The sequence below is a fragment of the Pseudomonas sp. R11F genome (assembly GCF_050312575.1).
Taxonomy (GTDB): domain Bacteria; phylum Pseudomonadota; class Gammaproteobacteria; order Pseudomonadales; family Pseudomonadaceae; genus Aquipseudomonas; species Aquipseudomonas palleroniana.
Map to the genome: position 1 here is coordinate 89,601 of NZ_JBNPJU010000058.1, position 17,290 is coordinate 106,890.

The following is a 17,290-nucleotide window of genomic DNA, read 5'->3' on the forward strand; positions in this document are numbered from 1 at the left end:
GGGGCCGAACGATTGCACCGCCCCCGAATTATGCAACTCATCGGGTTCGTGAATGAGGAACAGCGCAATGAGCAAGGTATCGGGACCCGTGGGTGAAGAAGCGTTGTCGAGGCCGCAGGCGGTCAGTTTGCGGGAGTCTTTCTGGTTCTGGTTGAAGTTGGGCTTCATCAGCTTCGGCGGGCCTGCGGGGCAGATCTCGATCATGCATCAGGAATTGGTCGAGCGGCGCCGTTGGATATCCGAGCGCAGGTTCCTGCATGCGCTCAACTATTGCATGTTGCTACCTGGGCCGGAGGCTCAGCAGTTGGCGACCTACATCGGCTGGCTGATGCATCGAACCTGGGGCGGGGTGGTCGCGGGTGGGCTGTTCGTGCTGCCTTCGCTGGTCATCCTGATCGCTTTGTCATGGCTGTATGTTGCGTTCGGCGAAGTGCCGGTGGTAGCGGGCCTGTTTTATGGCATCAAGCCTGCCGTGACCGCCATCGTTGTGCAGGCAGCCCACAGGATCGGCTCGCGAGCGCTGAAGAACCATTGGCTATGGGCGATAGCGGCCGCTTCATTCAGCGCAATTTTCGCGTTCAATGTCCCATTCCCGTTGATTGTCCTGGGGGCGGCATTGATCGGTTATGTCGGGGGACGCCTGGCACCCGAGAAATTCAGAACAGGGGGGCATAGTGCCGCCAAGAGAACGTTTGGCCCGGCCTTGATCGATGACGACACCCCGTCCCCAGAGCATGCCCGGTTCAGTTGGTTGAAATTGGCATCGCTCGCTCTGCTTGGCGTTGCACTGTGGGCATTGCCAATGGCTGTTTTGATCCTGTCGTTTGGCTGGCAGGGCACGTTGACCCAGATGGGCTGGTTCTTTACCAAGGCTGCGCTGTTAACGTTTGGCGGTGCCTACGCGGTGCTCCCTTATGTCTACCAAGGAGCGGTGGGGCACTATGGCTGGCTGACCCCGACACAGATGATTGACGGGCTGGCGCTAGGGGAAACCACGCCCGGGCCGCTGATCATGGTGGTGGCCTTCGTCGGCTTCGTCGGCGCCTACGTCTCGCAGGTGTTTGGCGCCGATCAAATGTTTCTGGCTGGGGCTGTCGCCGCGTCTCTGGTGACATGGTTCACCTTTCTGCCCTCATTTCTGTTCATTCTTGCCGGTGGCCCGCTGGTGGAGTCGACCCACAACGAACTCAGGTTCACCGCACCATTGACCGCCATTACCGCTGCCGTGGTTGGCGTGATCCTGAACCTGGCGTGCTTCTTCGGGTATCACGTGCTGTGGCCAAAGGGTTTCAGCGCTAGCCTTGATTGGCCTTCCGCGTTGATCGCACTGATGGCGGCGGTCGCCCTGTTTTATTTCAAGCGCGGAGTGATTCAGGTGTTGATCGCTTGCGCGCTGGTCGGTTTGGCTGTGCATCTGTTGCGCTAAGAGTCGTGGCCCTGTTGTACAGTTGGCCGCTGGAAAACGATTGAAAGGGATGACCATGACATTGACCGTCAAAACCCTGCTCGACCTGGCCATGGCCAACCCTATCAACGCCGAAATCACCGCGCGCCTGCCTGACCTCGGGGTGGACCAGTGTTTCCTCACGGCGGGCTGTCTGTTCCAGGCGGTGTGGAATCATCAGGCGAAGCTGCCTGCTGACAAGGGCGTCAAGGACTACGACGTTTTTTATTTCGATACGGACTTGTCCTACGAGGCCGAGGATGCGGTGATCCGTTCGGCCGAAGTGCTGTTCCAGGACCTGGGCGTCAACGTTGAGGTGAAGAATCAGGCGCGGGTGCACCTTTGGTACGCTCAGCGGTTCGGTCGGCCTTATCCGCAGTTGCACACGGCCAGGCAGGGGATTGATCGTTACCTGGTGGCGGGCACATGCATCGGCCTGGAGATTGCGACGGGCGAGGTGTATGCGCCGTACGGGTTGGAGGATGTGGCGCAGGGGGTGCTGCGTATCAACCCGCGGCATCCGGAGCCGGCATTGTTTGCGCAGAAGGCCAGGAGTTACCAGGCGCGTTGGCCTTGGTTGAGGATTGTGGCGCCTGCTTAGCTTGGGTACGCCAGTGAACTTTTACCCGAGTGCGGTACGTCCAAGCCTGAAATGCCCAGCCAAGGACCGACCATGACTTTTTTCATCTTCCTGCTCGCCTGCATCGCCGCTGCCAGTACCGGCCTACTTTTCAAGCCCGGCGCCTGGTACGAATCCCTGGTCAAACCCAGCTTCACGCCGCCCAATTGGCTGTTTCCGGTCGCGTGGACCCTTATCTACCTGCTGCTGGCCTGGGCCGGTTATCGTCTCAGCCTGATTCCCGGCAGCCAAATCGTCCTGGCCTTGTGGGCAGCGCAGATTGCCTTGAATACGCTGTGGACGCCGGTGTTCTTCGGTGCCCATCGGATCCTCGCCGGGATGCTGATTATCGCGGTGCTGTGGGTGACCGTGGCGGCGATGGTGGTGTTGGCGGTGCGCCTGGACCTGATCACCGGCCTGATGCTGTTCCCTTACCTGGCGTGGCTGTGTGTGGCGGCGGCGCTGAACTTCTCGATCCTGCGCAATAACCGCTGATGGCGCCTAAACCCTGGTCCGCCAGTGAGCCTGAACTGGCCCAGATGCGTCGCTTCAACCAGAAACTCGCCTGGATGCCACGCTTTAAAATCCGCAATCGCGTGACGCCGCGTTTGATCCAGGCGTTGTTGCGGGTCAGTCAAAAGCTCAAGCAGGCCCCCGAGGCTGAAACCCGGCTCATCGGGACGGTGCCCGTGCGTATCCTGCGCCCACGCGGCCAACCCAAGGGCGTGGTGCTGGATATCCACGGCGGCGGCTGGGTCATCGGCAATGCGCAGATGGATGACGACCTCAACCTGGGCATGGTCAACGCCTGCGACGTGGCAGTGGTGTCGGTGGACTATCGGCTGGCGCTGGACACGCCGCTCGAGGGCCTGCTGGACGACTGCCTGGCGGCTGCCCGTTGGTTGTTGGAGGACTGCGCGGAGTTCGCCGGCTTGCCGGTGATCGTCGTCGGTGAGTCGGCGGGTGGGCACCTGGCGGCAGCGACGTTACTGGCGCTCAAGCAGTGGCCGCACTTGCTTCCGCGGGTCAGCGGGGCGGTGTTGTATTACGGCGTTTATGATTTGACCGGTACGCCGAGCGTGCGCACGGCGGGGCCGCAGACCTTGTTGCTGGACGGGCCGGGGATGGTTGCAGCGCTGCGTATGCTGACGCCGGGGTTGACTGATGATGAGCGCCGCCAGCCGCGATGGTCGCCGTTATATGGCGATTTCGCAGGGTTGCCGCCGGCGTTGATGTTTGTCGGCGAGTTGGACCCGCTTAAAGATGACACCTTATTGATCGCCGAGCGATGGCCTGGCGCTGAGGCGTATCTGCTGCCGGAGGCGGCGCATGGGTTTATCCATTTTCCCGTGGATATGGCGCGGGACGTGCTCGGCTACGCTCGCCAATGGATAGCCAACCGAATGGGCTATCAACTGGGGCGCAACCGCAGTATCTGCGCGCCATCGAACGGGTCTGTCAGGTAATGCGCCTGCACCCCGAAGGTCTGCTGTAACCGTTGCGGCGTCAGCACTTGCAGCGGTTTGCCCAACGCCACCAATCGGCCGTGATCCAGCACGGCCAGGCGATCACAGGTCAGTGCCTGATTAAGATCATGCAATGCAATCAAGGTGGTCACGGGCAGCGCCTGCACGCCTTTGAGGATCGCCAGTTGATGCTGGATATCCAGGTGGTTGGTGGGCTCGTCCAGCAACAGGATCTGCGGCCGTTGCGCCAGGGCGCGGGCGATGTGCACGCGCTGGCGTTCACCGCCCGAGAGGCTGCGCCAGGCACGCTGGCTGAGGTGCGTGGCGTCGACGTCATGCAAGGCTTGGTTGACGATGGCGTGGTCTTCGCTGGACCACGGGCTCAACGCCGACAGCCACGGCGTACGGCCCAGGGCCACAGCGTCGAACACGCGGATCGCGTCGTCGGTGTCGGCCTGTTGCTCCACCACCGCCAGCTGTTGGGCGATGGCACGGCGTGACAGTTCATTCAGGCGTTGGCCGCCCAAGCGTACTTCGCCGCTGGCCGGCGTGCGCAAACCCGCAAGCAGTTTGAGCAAGGTGGATTTGCCGGAACCGTTCGGCCCGACGATGCCCAGGGTTTCGCCCAGTTGAACATCCAGATGGATATCGCGCAGCAACTCGGCATCACGCACCTTGAAGCCCAGGCCGTTGCAGCTCAGCACACTCATCGCGCGTTCCTCCGACCGATCAGGATCAGCGCAAACACAGGCGCGCCGACCAGCGCGGTGACCACGCCGACCGGAATCACCTGGCCCTTGATCAAGGTCCGCGACAGCACATCGGCGGCGATCAGAAACAGTGCGCCTCCCAGCGCACTGGCCGGCAGCAGGCGCGAATGCCCGGTGCCGAGCAGCAGGCGCACCGCATGGGGAATCACCAGCCCCACAAAACCGATGGAGCCGACAATCGACACCATCACCGCCGTCACCAGTGCCGCACAGCCCACCAACAGGAACTGCACACGCCGTACCGGGATGCCGAGGGATGCCGCCGAGTCGGTGCCGAAGGTAAACGCATCCAGCGCACGGCGATGCCACAGGCACACCGCCAGGCCCAGGACCGCCACCGGCACCGCCAGCCCTACCGAGGGCCAGCGTACGCCGCTGAGGTTGCCCAGCAGCCAGAACAGGATGCCCCGGGCCTGTTCGGAGCTGGCCGACTTGGTGATCAGGAAGGCGGTGAGGGCATTGAACAGCTGTGAACCGGCAATGCCGGCGAGGATGATCTGCCCGGTACCGCTGGCCGAACCGCTGGCGCGCGCCAGCAGAATCACCAGGGCAAACGCCGCCATGGCGCCGACAAAGGCGCCGGCCGACAGCGAAATCAAGCCGCCGCCGACGCCGATCAGCGCCACCAGGACTGCACCGGTCGAGGCGCCGGCGCTGATGCCCAGCAGGTACGGGTCGGCCAGCGGGTTACGCAGCAATGACTGCAAGATCACCCCGCACGTCGCCAGCCCCGCACCGCAGGCGGCGGCGACCAGGATGCGGGTCAGACGGTAGTTCCACACCACGCCTTCATCGATCGGGTCCAGTGCGTAGCCGGCCGCCCACAGTTTGTTGGCGAGTACCTGCAACACCACCTGCGGTTCGATGGCGGTTTCACCAATGGCCACGCCCGCGAGGATCGCGAGCAGTAGCAGGATGAGGGCGAGCAAGGGACGGATCATTTCGGCAGGTCGTAGCCGTCGATGGCACCGGCCAGTTGTTCCAGGCCATCGAACGTGCGCAGGCTGGCCTGTAGGGCCAGGGCGTCAATAATAATGATGCGGTTGTTTTTCACCGCGTCCATGTTGCGGGTCACCGGGTCGGTGCGCAGAAACGCGAGTTTCTTTTCATGGTCGTCGGCCGGGTAGCGGCGGCGGTCCATGCGGGCGATCACCAGGAAGGTCGGGTTGGCCTTGGCCAGGGTTTCCCAGCCGACGGCAGGCCACTCTTCATCGGACTGCACCACGTTGGTCAGGCCCAGGGTGTCCAGCATGAATTGCGGAACGCCCTTATGCCCGGCCACGTAGGGGTCGCTGGCCATTTCGGCGCTGGAGAACCAGACCAATGCACTGGCCTGTTTGAGCCCTTTGCTTTGCGCGGTGGCAACGGATTTTGCCAGGCGTGCCTTGAGCTCATCGTTCACCTGTTGGCCGCGCGCCTGCACGTCGAAGATCTCGGCCAGTTGGCGAATGCTTTTATACACGGTGTCGATACGGAAAGGCTCCAGCCGCGTCCCGTCGGCACCCACCAGGTTGTCCTTGCCTTCGCAATCGGAGGGCAGTACGTAGGTGGGAATCTTCAGTTCAGCAAATTGCTCGCGGGTGCCGACCACACCTTGCGGGCCGACCACCCATTCCAGCTCGGCGGCCACCAGTTGCGGGCGCTTGGCGATCACGGCTTCGAAACTCGGCTCGTTGTTGGCCAGGCGCTCGACCTTGTCGTTCTGCACCTTGAACCGGGGCAGCACATCGTTGAACCACAGCGAGGTGCCGACCACTTTATCCGCCACACCCAAGGTGTAGAGCATTTCGGTGGCGGCCTGGCCGATGGTCACACTGCGCGCGGGGGCCTGTTGAAAGGTGACGGGGTTGCCACAGTTTTCCACGGTCAGTGGGTACTGGGTGGGGGCGGCTTGGGCCAGGGCACAGAAGCCAAGACTGGTGAGCAGTGCGCTAAAGCGTGGCAGCATGGGGCAATCTCCGTTTAAACCGTACAAGTAGCTGGGGAGGTACGGTCGTGGAAATACAGCCATTAACGCTGCCGATGGGGCAGGGCAAGGATGTCCTTCCCGGACACCCCGCCGGTTAGTGATCGAGCTTGGGCCGGCAGGTCTCCTGACTGATGCGTCGTCGCCAGGCTCCGGCCTTCCCGGACAAGGTCCAGTGGCATCCAGGAGCAGGCTCAGCACCTACAGTTGCGGGGGCAGTTCCGATTGACGCGGGTGGACCGCGCTTCGGATTCCCTATTAGTCCCGTTTGGGAACCGGCGCGGTATGGTAGTTGATTAGAGCGAGGTGAAATAGCCCAAGGTGGGCCTGCTCACAGACGAATGTCCTCAGGGCCCTGGATCAGCGCTTCGATACGCGTGCCGGTGGCGCGTTCTTCGTTGCTGAAACCGTCGTAGTCGGCCAGGTTGGCGAAGCGGATGCCGGTCAGGCGTTCTATCTGGATCACGCTGCGCTGGTAGGTCCTGAGCTGGCCGAACACCAGGTCGAGCTGCCCCAGTTCGCGGGTTTGGTCGATCATGTAGGCGCTGGCGGACGGTTTGCCGTCGTCGTTGAGGTAGGCGACCACTTTCCAGAAGGCCTTGGGGATTTGCACGCCGCGGTACACGCGGTCATCGTCGGCGTACACCGGGCCGGTAAATACCGTGGCCCTGGCTTTCCAGCGTTGCGTGTTGTCCAGAATGTAATCTTCGAGTTCCAGCCAGGTTTTCTGGTTGAACCCGCTCATCTGCGGCGAGCAGTTGGTGAAGTGGAAGGTGTCGAGGTTGGCGGTCTGCGCCACGTCACCCCAATTGGGATCTTGGCGGCGGACCAGATGGCCGCGATCCAGGCCATTGTTGGCATAGAGCGCGTCGCCTACCTGTGCTTCGATAGGCAAGCGACCGTCATAGGCCCAGCTGTCGTTGCTGCGAATAATCTCCACGTGCTGGTTGCCGTCGATGTTGACGCCGACATACAGCGCGAGCCGTTTCGAGCGCGACATGGTGATCGAGAAGTGCGTGTAGTCCAGGCGCTCACCACCCCCCTTCAAGACCTGTACATCATCCGCCAAAGCCCCTTCAGCCGTGGGCCAGGGCACCACGAAACTGCCGAGGAAGTCCTCTGCGTAGCCGTGCCGGTCCTTCAGGTCGTTGGCCGAGGTGACGCGGGGCGTCGCGGCCCGTGCCTCCAGCAGCGTGGGGCTCGCAGTGATCAACGGGCGCAGGTCAGCGAGCCGTGGGCGGTACGACAGGTCAATCTTGGCTTTACGTGCGGGCATCGGTAAGTCCTCCTTGGATAAACACGACTGCAACATAGGTTAATGACAATTGATGACACGCGTTAACCCCTGGGGGCTATCCTGAAACGGTTACCCGGACGTTCACCCCATGCCAACAAGGAGCCAGTTCATGTGTGATCACCCTTTGCGTAACCCGGTTTTTTGCCTGATCCCGCCCTATATGCTCGACCAGATCGCGCGCAACGGCGACAAGGCGCAGCGGGACGTCGCGTTGCGTACCCGCGCCAAGGACAGCACGTTCCGCTCGCTGCGCATGGTCGCGGTGCCCGCCAAGGGGCCGGCCCGGCTGGCCTTGGCCATGGGCGCCGAGAAACAGCGCTCGATCTACAGCGCCGAGGGCAGCGACAGCCTGCCAGGAAAACTGATCCGTGGCGAAGGGCAGCCCGTGAGTGGCGATGCGGCGGTGGACGAAGCCTATGATGGCCTGGGCGCCACCTTCGATTTTTTTGAACAGGTCTTCGACCGCAACTCCATCGACGACGCGGGCATGGCGTTGGACGCGACCGTGCATTTTGGCCAGAACTACAACAACGCGTTCTGGAACTCGACCCAGATGGTGTTCGGGGATGGGGACGGCGAGTTGTTCAACCGCTTCACCGTGGCCCTCGATGTGATTGGCCATGAGTTGGCCCATGGCGTCACGGAGGATGAGGCCAAGCTGATGTATTTCAATCAGTCCGGGGCGTTGAACGAGTCGTTGTCGGACGTGTTCGGCTCACTGATCAAGCAATATGCCTTGAAACAAAAGGCTGAAGATGCCGATTGGTTGATCGGCAAAGGGTTGTTTACCAAAAAGATCAAAGGCACTGCACTGCGCTCGATGAAAGCGCCCGGCACCGCCTTTGACGACAAGTTGTTGGGTAAGGACCCGCAACCGGGGCACATGGATGATTTTGTCCAGACCTACGAGGACAATGGTGGGGTGCATATCAATTCCGGTATTCCCAACCATGCGTTCTACCAGGTGGCGACCAGGTTGGGTGGGTTTGCCTGGGAGCGCGCAGGGCGCATCTGGTATGACGCGCTGCGTGATGCGCGGCTGCGGCCTAATTCGGGGTTTGTGCGCTTTGCGCGTATTACTTACGATGTTGCGGGGCGCCTGTACGGCGTGAACAAGGACGAACAGAAGGCGGTCAAGGACGGTTGGCAAGCGGTCGGTATTGCTGTTTGACGTGAGGAGCAGCCATGCACATCTCAATCAAGGAAAACGGCGGGCCGGGGTTTTTCCCGGGCCTGGCCAAGCCGCGTACGGTGGAGCTGGATACACTGCCTGAGCAAGACCAGCAGGAATTGCGGCAACTGATCAAGGCTTCAGACTTCTTTGAGTTGCCGCCAAACAACCCGCCCGCGCCCGGTAACCCGGGCCAGGTGCACTACACCCTGACCGTGACCGAGGGCCAGCGCGAACACACGGTCTGTGTGCTGGCGCCGGTGAAGTCCCAGGCGCTGGATGGGTTGGTGCAGTGCGTGCGCCGGCATGTGCGTGGCTGAGGCTGTTGAGGGCTGCTGCGCAGCCCCACGGGAGCGCTCCCTCGCCACAGGTAAGGTGTCGTAAGGGGACTGGCCGGGTTTACTTGCGATCCAGCCACACGGTCTGCGCATTGCAGAATTCCCGCACGCCGAAGTGCGACAACTCGCGCCCGAAACCACTTTTCTTCACGCCACCAAACGCCACTCGCGGGTCAGACACGCTGAATGCGTTGACGAAGATGCCGCCGGTTTCCAGTTGGTTGGCGATATCACGGGCCTTTGCCGCATCGGTGGTGAAGAGGCTCGCAGTCAGGCCGAATTCACTGTCGTTGGCCAGGGCCACCGCGTGCTCGGCGTCACGGGCGGTGATGATCGAGGCCACAGGGCCGAACAGCTCCTGCCTGAATGAGGTCATCTGGTCGGTGACATTCGCCAAAACGGTCGGCTCGTAGTAGTTGCCGGCACCTGCGACTTTGTTGCCGCCCAGCAGCAGGGTCGCACCTTCTTCCAATGTGGCCTGCACTTGACCGTGCAACTCGTCGCGCAGGTCAAAGCGTGCCATCGGGCCGATGTAGGTCTGGGACGAGGTCGGGTCGCCCATTACCAGTTTGCGGCTGGCTTCGAGGAATTTGGCGGTGAAAGCCTCCACGACGCCTGCTTCGATGATCAGGCGCTTGGCGGCGGCGCAGACTTGGCCGCTGTTCTGGAAACGGCCAATCACGGCAGCCTGCACGGCGGCGTCGAGGTCGGCGTCGTTGAGTACGATGAACGGATCGGAGCCGCCCAGTTCCAGCACGCATTTTTTCAGCGCGGCACCCGCCTGGGAGCCAATGGCAATACCTGCACGCACGCTGCCGGTGAGGGTGACGGCGGCGATGCGCGGGTCGGCAATCGCCTTGGAAACGCCCTTGTTCGTCACGTTGACCACTTCAAAAAGCCCGTCGGCGAAGCCGGCTTTCTGCAGCGCTTGCTGGATCAGGTAGGCGCTGCCCATGACGTTCGGCGCATGTTTGAGCACGTAGGTGTTACCGGCCAGCAAGGTCGGCACGGCGCCGCGCAGTACTTGCCACACCGGGAAATTCCACGGCATCACGGCGAAGATCGGCCCCAGTGGGCGATATTCGATCCGGGCGCTGCCGTTGTCCACGAGGGTCGGTTCCGGGGCGAGCATGGCCGGGCCGTGGGCGGCATACCATTCGCTGAGCTGGGCGCATTTTTCGATTTCAGCGCGGGCCTGGGCGATAGGTTTGCCCATTTCCAGAGTAATCATCTGCGCCATGGTTTCGGCCTGTTCGCGCAGGGTGGCGGCCAGGGCCAGCAGCAACTCGGCACGCTGGCTGAACGGCTGGCGGCGCCAGGTACGAAAGGCATGGGTGGCGCGCTGGAGGGCTGCGTCCAGTTGCTGCTCGGTTTCGTAGGGATAGCTGCCGACCGTTTCGCCATTGGCCGGGTTGATCGAGAGGGCGTGGGTCGTCGGGTTCATGGCACCGTCCTGCTGAATGAGTGGAATGGGGTCAGCGTACGGGGCTGTATGTTTTCTTGAAACTGAATAATATTAAGTAATACGTTCACGTTTGGAGAATGATTTGGACCTGGTGCAGTTGGAAATCTTCAAGGCGGTTGCCGAGCAGGGCAGCATCAGCGCCGCCGCACAGTTGATTCATCGCGTGCCGTCGAACCTGACCACGCGCATCAAGCAACTGGAGCAGGACTTGGGTGTCGAGTTGTTTATCCGCGAGAAGAGCCGTCTGCGCCTGTCACCGGCCGGCTGGAATTTCCTCGGCTATGCGCGGCGCATTCTCGACTTGGTCCAGGAGGCCCGGGCGACGGTAGCGGGAGAGGAACCCCAGGGCACGTTTGCCCTTGGCTCCCTGGAAAGTACAGCCGCGGTGCGTATCCCAACGTTGCTGGCGGCGTATAACCAGCAGTACACCAAGGTCGAGCTGGACCTGAGCACGGGGCCGTCGGGCACGATGATCGAGGGGGTGCTGTCAGGTCGGCTGACCGCGGCATTTGTCGATGGGCCGGTGCTGCATGCCACGCTGGAAGGCGTGCCGGTATTCGAGGAGGAGATGGTGGTGATTGCGCCGTTGCATCATGCGCCGATCAACCGGGGGCAGGACGTGAACGGGGAGAGCATCTATACGTTTCGCTCGAACTGCTCTTACCGGCATCACTTGGAGCGCTGGTTTTCCCAGGATGGTGCGGTGCCAGGCAAGATCTTCGAGATCGAGTCTTACCACGGCATGCTCGCCTGCGTCAGCGCCGGGGCCGGCCTGGCATTGATGCCGCGCAGCATGCTGGAAAGCATGCCGGGATTTGCCGCCGTGAGTGTGTGGCCGTTGGCGGACAATTTCCGCATTTTGCACACCTGGTTGATCTGGCGGCGGGGCACGGTGTCGCAGAGTTTGAACAGCTTCGTAAGACTTCTGGAAGAGCGTGGGCTGGAAATTTCGTAGATCAATGTGAGATCCACACGATTTAATCAGCCGCCGAACTGCAAGGTGCCCATGGCCAGCTTTGCCATCAGCGCCGTGGCGCCCAGTTGCACCAGCCACAGGGCCAACCCACCGAGAAACACCCCCAGCGCAACTTGCAGCACGAGGCTCTTCTGGCGCTTGGCGCGTGGTGCGCGCGGGGTGTAGTCGTCGTCCAGTTCATCGCGGTCGGCGCGCAGGTCCAGGTCATCGTTTCTCATGAGGCTCTCACAGCGAAGGGGCAGTTGGGGTTCAGTCTAGGAGCTGCAGACGAAAAAGGGGAAGCCATCGGCTTCCCCCTTCGCGTGCAATGGCTACAGGTTTACAGCACCTGAACGATTGCCTTTGTGACGGCATTAATGTTCGATTGGTTCAACGCCGCCACACAGATACGCCCGGTATCCAGCGCGTAGATACCAAACTCGCTGCGCAGGCGGGTGACTTGTTCAACGGTCAGGCCCGAGTAGGAGAACATCCCACGCTGGCGGCCGACGAAGCTGAAGTCATGGCCTGGAGCCGCTTTGGCCAGGTCGGCGACCATCTGCTCACGCATGCCACGGATGCGCAGGCGCATTTCGGCCAATTCGGCTTCCCACTGGGCGCGCAGCTCAGGGTTGTTCAACACGGCTGCCACGATTGCCGCGCCGTGGGTTGGCGGGTTGGAATAGTTGGTACGGATCACGCGCTTGACCTGGGACAGGATGCGCGCGCTTTCTTCTTTGGATTCGCCGACGATGGACAACGCGCCGACACGTTCGCCGTACAGGGAGAACGACTTGGAGAACGAGCTGGACACAAAGAAGGTCAGGCCCGATTCAGCAAACAAGCGCACCGCTGCGGCGTCTTCGTGGATGCCGTCGCCAAAGCCCTGGTAGGCCATGTCGAGGAACGGCACCAGGTTCCTGGCCTTGACCACGTCCAGCACGTTCTGCCAGTCGGCCGGGCTCAGGTCGACGCCGGTCGGGTTGTGGCAGCAGGCGTGCAGCACGACGATGGACTGTGGCGGCAGGGCGTTGAGGTCTTCCAGCAGGCCGGCACGGTTCACATCGTGGGTGGCGGCGTCGTAGTAGCGGTAGTTCTGCACCGGGAAGCCGGCGGTTTCGAACAGCGCGCGGTGGTTTTCCCAGCTCGGGTCGCTGATGGCGACGACGGCGTTGGGCAGCAGTTGCTTGAGGAAGTCGGCGCCAATCTTCAGGGCGCCGGTGCCGCCCACGGCCTGGACGGTGACGACGCGGCCGGCGCTCAGCAGTGGCGACTCGGCGCCGAACAGCAAGGTTTGTACGGCCTTGTCATAGGCGGCGATGCCGTCGATCGGCAAGTAGCCACGGGCAGCGTGTTGCGCCACGCGAATGGCTTCCGCTTCGGCAACGGCACGCAAGAGTGGAATCTTCCCCTCCTCGTTGCAGTAAACGCCTACGCCAAGGTTGACCTTGGTGGTACGTGTATCGGCGTTGAATGCTTCGTTGAGGCCCAGGATAGGATCGCGTGGTGCCATTTCGACAGCGGAGAACAGGCTCATTTTTGCGGCAGCTCTATGGGGGAAAGGAGGGACGTGTCGCGCTCCGGCCGAAGGCACTAGAGCGGTGCACAAACGGGGAGCTAGTATAGAGGCCATCACCGCTTGAGGCGACAACCGAAACGGCTTTTCGGCCAAGTTTTTCGGTTTATTTGCTGACCGTTAGTCTTATTGCAACATTGATTCCGAAAGGCAAGTAGGACGATTGCCTTGAAACCCGTCACATTCGCCACCAGTTCTATGGCTATCATGATCTTTTCCTACTCCCCGCGCTGAATCTTCGCGGAGGGTGGTCTATTTCGTCCTCGACGGGTTTACAGTCTGGGGGTGACTTCACGAGGTACGTTATGTCGGATTTCCAACTCGTCACCCGCTTTGAACCCGCCGGCGATCAGCCGGAAGCCATTCGCCAGATGGTCGAGGGTATCGAGGCCGGCCTGGCGCACCAGACGCTGCTCGGGGTAACCGGTTCGGGCAAGACCTTCAGCATCGCCAACGTCATCGCCCAGATCAATCGCCCGACCTTGGTGCTGGCACCGAACAAGACCCTGGCCGCGCAGTTGTACGGCGAGTTCAAGGCATTCTTCCCGAACAATGCGGTGGAGTACTTCGTTTCCTACTACGACTACTACCAGCCCGAGGCCTACGTACCGTCGTCCGACACCTTTATCGAAAAGGATGCGTCGATCAACGACCACATCGAACAGATGCGGCTGTCGGCGACCAAGGCGTTGCTCGAGCGCAAGGACGCGATCATCGTCACCACGGTGTCGTGCATCTATGGCCTGGGCAGCCCGGAAACCTATTTGAAGATGGTGCTGCACGTCGACCGCGGCGACAAACTCGACCAGCGCGAACTGCTGCGCCGCCTAGCCAGCTTGCAGTACACCCGTAACGACATGGACTTTGCCCGCGCCACATTCCGCGTGCGTGGCGACGTGATCGACATCTACCCGGCCGAATCCGACCTGGAAGCGATCCGCATCGAGCTGTTTGACGATGAAGTCGAGAGCCTGTCGGCTTTCGACCCGTTGACCGGCGAGGTGATCCGCAAGTTGCCGCGCTTTACCTTCTATCCGAAAAGCCACTACGTGACGCCCCGTGAAACCCTGATGGGCGCCATTGAGGGGATCAAGGTCGAGCTGGCTGAACGCCTGGAATACTTGCGCGCCAATAACAAGCTGGTAGAGGCCCAGCGCCTGGAGCAGCGCACCCGCTTCGACCTGGAGATGATCCTGGAGCTGGGTTACTGCAACGGTATCGAAAACTACTCGCGCTACTTGTCGGGCCGCGAAGCCGGTGCGCCGCCGCCGACCCTCTACGATTATCTGCCGCCCGACGCTTTGCTGGTGATCGACGAGTCCCACGTCAGCGTGCCGCAGGTCGGCGCCATGTATAAGGGCGACCGTTCGCGTAAAGAAACGCTGGTGGAATACGGCTTCCGCCTGCCTTCGGCGCTGGATAACCGGCCGATGCGCTTTGATGAATGGGAAGCCATCAGCCCGCAGACCATTTTCGTCTCCGCAACGCCGGGCAACTACGAAGCCGAGCATGCCGGACGCGTGATCGAACAGGTGGTCAGGCCGACGGGCCTGGTCGACCCGCAGGTAGAAATCCGCCCGGCGTTGACCCAGGTGGACGACCTGCTGTCGGAAATCAACAAGCGCGTGGCGGTGGAGGAGCGGGTGCTGGTGACCACGCTGACCAAGCGCATGGCCGAAGACCTCACCGACTACCTGGCCGACCACGGCGTGCGCGTGCGCTACCTGCACTCGGACATCGACACCGTGGAGCGCGTGGAAATCATCCGCGACCTGCGCCTGGGCACCTTTGATGTGCTGGTGGGCATCAACCTGTTGCGTGAAGGCCTGGATATGCCGGAAGTGTCACTGGTGGCGATCCTGGATGCGGACAAGGAGGGCTTCCTGCGTTCGGAGCGCTCGTTGATCCAGACCATTGGCCGAGCTGCGCGTAACCTCAATGGGCGTGCGATTCTCTACGCCGACCGCATGACGGGCTCCATGGAGCGGGCGATTGGCGAGACCGAGCGGCGTCGCGACAAGCAGATTGCCTTCAACCTCGCCAATGGCATTACGCCCAAGGGCGTGTTCAAGGACGTCGCCGATATCATGGAAGGCGCCACTGTGCCCGGCTCGCGCAGCAAGAAACGCAAGGGGATGGCCAAGGCGGCCGAGGAAAGCGCCAAGTACGAAAACGAACTGCGTTCGCCGAGTGAGATCACCAAGCGTATTCGGCAGTTGGAAGAGAAGATGTACCAATTGGCGCGGGATCTGGAGTTTGAGGCGGCGGCGCAGACTCGCGATGAGATTGGCAAGTTGCGTGAGCGGCTGCTCGCTGTCTGATTTGCGCTGAACCCACCGGCCTCATCGGGGGCAAGCCCCCTCCCACTCCGGCCGATTTCCAACATGAGAATGCGGTCAAGGTGGGAGGGGGCTTGCCCCCGATGGCATCCCCTCGGTTTTCCAGAAATCACCCAGGCTGTTACCATTCGCCCCTTGTTTGAATTTTCAGTTTTATCGCCCATTCGAGACCTGCCATGACCACCGTCCGCACGCGCATTGCGCCATCGCCTACTGGGGATCCCCACGTCGGCACTGCTTACATCGCCTTGTTCAACTACTGCTTTGCCAAGCAGCACGGTGGTGAATTCATCCTGCGGATCGAAGACACCGACCAACTGCGTTCTACCCGCGAGTCGGAACAGCAGATTTTCGATGCCCTGCGCTGGCTGGGCATTACCTGGGCGGAAGGCCCGGACGTCGGCGGCCCGCACGGTCCGTATCGCCAGAGCGAGCGTAGCGACATCTACAAGCAATACACCCAGCAATTGGTCGACATGGGGCACGCGTTCCCCTGCTTCTGCACCGCAGAGGAACTGGACCAGATGCGTGCCGAGCAAATGGCACGCGGCGAAACCCCGCGCTACGACGGTCGTGCGCTGTTGTTGTCGAAAGAAGAAGTGGCTCGGCGCCTGGCCGCTGGCGAGCCGCACGTTATCCGCATGAAAGTGCCGAGCGAAGGCGTGTGCGTAGTGCCGGACATGCTGCGCGGTGACGTCGAGATCCCGTGGGACCGCATGGACATGCAGGTGCTGATGAAGACCGACGGCCTGCCGACGTACTTCCTGGCCAACGTGGTCGACGACCACCTGATGGGCATCACCCATGTGCTGCGTGGTGAAGAATGGCTGCCGTCGGCGCCGAAGCTGATCCTGCTCTATGAGTACTTCGGCTGGGAGCAGCCGCAGTTGTGCTACATGCCGCTGCTGCGTAACCCGGACAAGAGCAAGTTGTCCAAGCGCAAGAACCCGACCTCGGTGACCTTCTATGAGCGTATGGGCTTCATGCCGGAGGCGATGCTCAACTACCTGGGCCGCATGGGCTGGTCGATGCCGGACGAGCGTGAGAAGTTCTCGCTGCAGGAAATGGTCGACAACTTCGACCTGTCCCGGGTGTCGCTGGGTGGGCCGATCTTCGATATCGAGAAACTGTCGTGGCTCAATGGCCAGTGGTTGCGTGATCTGCCGGTGGAAGAGTTCGCCAGTCGTGTGCAGCAATGGGCGTTGAACCCCGAGTACATGATGAAGATCGCACCGTTGGTGCAGGGCAGGGTGGAGACGTTCAGCCAGGTCGCACCGTTGGCCAGCTTCTTCTTTGCCGGTGGCGTGAACCCGGATGCCAAGCTGTTCGAGTCCAAGAAACTCTCGGGCGATCAGGTTCGCCAGTTGATGCAGCTGATCCTGTGGAAGCTCGAAAGCCTGCGTCAGTGGGAGAAAGAGGCGATTACCGCAACGATCCAGGCGGTGGTTGAATCCCTTGAACTGAAATTGCGTGATGCCATGCCGCTGATGTTTGCCGCGATCACCGGGCAGGCCAGTTCGGTGTCGGTGCTCGATGCGATGGAAATCCTCGGCCCGGACCTCACGCGTTTCCGTCTGCGCCAAGCCCTTGATTTGCTTGGTGGTGTGTCGAAGAAAGAAAACAAAGAGTGGGAAAAGCTGTTGGGCGCGATTGCTTAAGCAGGCTGTGGTAACGGCGAAACCCAGGTTTTCCGGGGTTTCGCCGGTAAGTGGTTGTTATCCCGGCAAAAAATTTTGGAAATTGTTGAAAATAAATTTGACACACTTCCAAACCGCCATTAAGATTCGCCCCGTCCTCACCGATGAGGGGCTATAGCTCAGCTGGGAGAGCGCTTGCATGGCATGCAAGAGGTCAACGGTTCGATCCCGTTTAGCTCCACCAATT

16 protein-coding genes, 1 tRNA gene and 1 riboswitch are annotated in these 17,290 nt (G+C 61.5%); of the genes, 10 read left to right on the top strand and 7 right to left on the bottom strand.

From position 1 onward, the window contains the following. The first annotated feature begins 67 nt into the window (after positions 1-67). The 4 genes from chrA (at position 68) to ACQRBV_RS17025 (ending at position 3,529) form a co-directional block, all read left to right on the top strand. A complete protein-coding gene (gene chrA / locus ACQRBV_RS17010; RefSeq protein ID WP_411984982.1) occupies positions 68-1,426 on the top strand; it encodes a chromate efflux transporter in 1,359 nt (452 codons plus the stop codon). Between the two features lie 55 nt (positions 1,427-1,481). Further along, positions 1,482-2,045, top strand: a complete 564-nt coding sequence (locus ACQRBV_RS17015) for a nucleotidyltransferase family protein (RefSeq protein WP_161550025.1) — start codon at positions 1,482-1,484, stop codon at positions 2,043-2,045. A 72-nt stretch (positions 2,046-2,117) separates the two neighbouring features. Further along, the gene (tspO, locus tag ACQRBV_RS17020) at positions 2,118-2,558 is read left to right on the top strand and encodes a tryptophan-rich sensory protein TspO (RefSeq protein WP_060755810.1); all 441 of its coding nucleotides are present in this window, start codon (positions 2,118-2,120) and stop codon (positions 2,556-2,558) included. Further along, on the top strand, positions 2,558-3,529 hold the full coding sequence (locus ACQRBV_RS17025; RefSeq protein WP_411984983.1) for an alpha/beta hydrolase: 972 nt from the start codon (positions 2,558-2,560) through the stop codon (positions 3,527-3,529). The genes tspO and ACQRBV_RS17025 overlap by 1 nt, the downstream gene beginning before the upstream one ends. On the opposite strand, the gene ACQRBV_RS17030 is transcribed toward ACQRBV_RS17025, so the two are convergent. The 4 genes from ACQRBV_RS17030 to ACQRBV_RS17045 all read right to left on the bottom strand — a co-directional run bounded on the left by ACQRBV_RS17030 (position 3,475) and on the right by ACQRBV_RS17045 (position 7,541). Beyond that, the gene (locus ACQRBV_RS17030; protein WP_411984984.1) at positions 3,475-4,239 is read right to left on the bottom strand and encodes an ABC transporter ATP-binding protein; all 765 of its coding nucleotides are present in this window, start codon (positions 4,237-4,239) and stop codon (positions 3,475-3,477) included. The two genes, ACQRBV_RS17025 and ACQRBV_RS17030, sit on opposite strands and share 55 nt — an antisense overlap. Then, positions 4,236-5,240: a FecCD family ABC transporter permease gene (locus ACQRBV_RS17035; protein WP_411984985.1), complete on the bottom strand. Its 1,005-nt coding sequence runs from the start codon at positions 5,238-5,240 to the stop codon at positions 4,236-4,238. Before ACQRBV_RS17035 ends, ACQRBV_RS17030 begins: the two co-directional genes overlap by 4 nt. Then, positions 5,237-6,247 carry an ABC transporter substrate-binding protein gene (locus ACQRBV_RS17040; RefSeq protein ID WP_411984986.1) on the bottom strand — a complete coding sequence of 337 codons (1,011 nt, stop codon included), beginning with the start codon at positions 6,245-6,247 and terminating at the stop codon, positions 5,237-5,239. The genes ACQRBV_RS17035 and ACQRBV_RS17040 overlap by 4 nt, the downstream gene beginning before the upstream one ends. Before the next feature lie 118 nt (positions 6,248-6,365). Further along, a riboswitch (cobalamin riboswitch) is annotated at positions 6,366-6,560 on the bottom strand. Between the two features lie 36 nt (positions 6,561-6,596). Further along, the gene (locus tag ACQRBV_RS17045) at positions 6,597-7,541 is read right to left on the bottom strand and encodes a DNA/RNA non-specific endonuclease (protein WP_060755805.1); all 945 of its coding nucleotides are present in this window, start codon (positions 7,539-7,541) and stop codon (positions 6,597-6,599) included. A gap of 130 nt (positions 7,542-7,671) precedes the next feature. Between ACQRBV_RS17045 and ACQRBV_RS17050 the strand changes: the two genes are divergently transcribed. Both ACQRBV_RS17050 and ACQRBV_RS17055 read left to right on the top strand, forming a co-directional pair. Beyond that, positions 7,672-8,733, top strand: a complete 1,062-nt coding sequence (locus tag ACQRBV_RS17050; protein WP_060755804.1) for a M4 family metallopeptidase — start codon at positions 7,672-7,674, stop codon at positions 8,731-8,733. Positions 8,734-8,747: 14 nt separating this feature from the next. Then, a complete protein-coding gene (locus ACQRBV_RS17055; RefSeq protein ID WP_060755803.1) occupies positions 8,748-9,053 on the top strand; it encodes a protealysin inhibitor emfourin in 306 nt (101 codons plus the stop codon). Between the two features lie 79 nt (positions 9,054-9,132). Here ACQRBV_RS17055 and ACQRBV_RS17060 read toward each other — a convergent pair whose 3' ends face one another. After that, on the bottom strand, positions 9,133-10,515 hold the full coding sequence (locus ACQRBV_RS17060; protein WP_411984987.1) for an aldehyde dehydrogenase family protein: 1,383 nt from the start codon (positions 10,513-10,515) through the stop codon (positions 9,133-9,135). A gap of 103 nt (positions 10,516-10,618) precedes the next feature. Here ACQRBV_RS17060 and ptrR point away from each other — a divergent pair, with 103 nt between their 5' ends. Then, the gene (gene ptrR, locus ACQRBV_RS17065) at positions 10,619-11,491 is read left to right on the top strand and encodes a putrescine utilization regulator PtrR (protein ID WP_090369782.1); all 873 of its coding nucleotides are present in this window, start codon (positions 10,619-10,621) and stop codon (positions 11,489-11,491) included. 26 nt (positions 11,492-11,517) lie between these two features. Here ptrR and ACQRBV_RS17070 read toward each other — a convergent pair whose 3' ends face one another. Together ACQRBV_RS17070 and ACQRBV_RS17075 are read right to left on the bottom strand one after the other, a co-directional pair. Continuing rightward, positions 11,518-11,730 (bottom strand): hypothetical protein, encoded by a 213-nt coding sequence (locus ACQRBV_RS17070; protein WP_060755801.1) that lies wholly within the window; start codon positions 11,728-11,730, stop codon positions 11,518-11,520. 101 nt (positions 11,731-11,831) lie between these two features. After that, positions 11,832-13,028, bottom strand: a complete 1,197-nt coding sequence (locus ACQRBV_RS17075; RefSeq protein WP_104994335.1) for an amino acid aminotransferase — start codon at positions 13,026-13,028, stop codon at positions 11,832-11,834. A 344-nt stretch (positions 13,029-13,372) separates the two neighbouring features. Here ACQRBV_RS17075 and uvrB point away from each other — a divergent pair, with 344 nt between their 5' ends. The 3 genes from uvrB to ACQRBV_RS17090 all read left to right on the top strand — a co-directional run bounded on the left by uvrB (position 13,373) and on the right by ACQRBV_RS17090 (position 17,287). Next, the gene (gene uvrB, locus ACQRBV_RS17080) at positions 13,373-15,388 is read left to right on the top strand and encodes an excinuclease ABC subunit UvrB (RefSeq protein WP_060755799.1); all 2,016 of its coding nucleotides are present in this window, start codon (positions 13,373-13,375) and stop codon (positions 15,386-15,388) included. Between the two features lie 194 nt (positions 15,389-15,582). Beyond that, positions 15,583-17,064, top strand: coding sequence for a glutamate--tRNA ligase (gene gltX / locus ACQRBV_RS17085; RefSeq protein WP_090369783.1), 1,482 nt, complete (start codon positions 15,583-15,585; stop codon positions 17,062-17,064). Between the two features lie 147 nt (positions 17,065-17,211). After that, positions 17,212-17,287: transfer RNA gene (locus ACQRBV_RS17090), tRNA-Ala, on the top strand. Positions 17,288-17,290: the final 3 nt, after the last annotated feature.

Excerpts from the sequence above, each read along its gene's own strand:
- ACQRBV_RS17075 (WP_104994335.1), bottom strand. The coding sequence starts at position 13,028 with ATGAGCCTGTTCTCCGCTGTCGAAATGGCACCACGCGATCCTATCCTG.
- ACQRBV_RS17025 (WP_411984983.1), top strand. The coding sequence starts at position 2,558 with ATGGCGCCTAAACCCTGGTCCGCCAGTGAGCCTGAACTGGCCCAGATG.
- ACQRBV_RS17055 (WP_060755803.1), top strand. The coding sequence starts at position 8,748 with ATGCACATCTCAATCAAGGAAAACGGCGGGCCGGGGTTTTTCCCGGGC.
- ACQRBV_RS17070 (WP_060755801.1), bottom strand. The coding sequence starts at position 11,730 with ATGAGAAACGATGACCTGGACCTGCGCGCCGACCGCGATGAACTGGAC.
- ACQRBV_RS17040 (WP_411984986.1), bottom strand. The coding sequence starts at position 6,247 with ATGCTGCCACGCTTTAGCGCACTGCTCACCAGTCTTGGCTTCTGTGCC.
- ACQRBV_RS17030 (WP_411984984.1), bottom strand. The coding sequence starts at position 4,239 with ATGAGTGTGCTGAGCTGCAACGGCCTGGGCTTCAAGGTGCGTGATGCC.
- tspO (WP_060755810.1), top strand. The coding sequence starts at position 2,118 with ATGACTTTTTTCATCTTCCTGCTCGCCTGCATCGCCGCTGCCAGTACC.
- gltX (WP_090369783.1), top strand. The coding sequence starts at position 15,583 with ATGACCACCGTCCGCACGCGCATTGCGCCATCGCCTACTGGGGATCCC.
- ACQRBV_RS17060 (WP_411984987.1), bottom strand. The coding sequence starts at position 10,515 with ATGAACCCGACGACCCACGCCCTCTCGATCAACCCGGCCAATGGCGAA.
- ACQRBV_RS17045 (WP_060755805.1), bottom strand. The coding sequence starts at position 7,541 with ATGCCCGCACGTAAAGCCAAGATTGACCTGTCGTACCGCCCACGGCTC.
- ACQRBV_RS17050 (WP_060755804.1), top strand. The coding sequence starts at position 7,672 with ATGTGTGATCACCCTTTGCGTAACCCGGTTTTTTGCCTGATCCCGCCC.
- ACQRBV_RS17035 (WP_411984985.1), bottom strand. The coding sequence starts at position 5,240 with ATGATCCGTCCCTTGCTCGCCCTCATCCTGCTACTGCTCGCGATCCTC.
- ACQRBV_RS17015 (WP_161550025.1), top strand. The coding sequence starts at position 1,482 with ATGACATTGACCGTCAAAACCCTGCTCGACCTGGCCATGGCCAACCCT.
- uvrB (WP_060755799.1), top strand. The coding sequence starts at position 13,373 with ATGTCGGATTTCCAACTCGTCACCCGCTTTGAACCCGCCGGCGATCAG.
- chrA (WP_411984982.1), top strand. The coding sequence starts at position 68 with ATGAGCAAGGTATCGGGACCCGTGGGTGAAGAAGCGTTGTCGAGGCCG.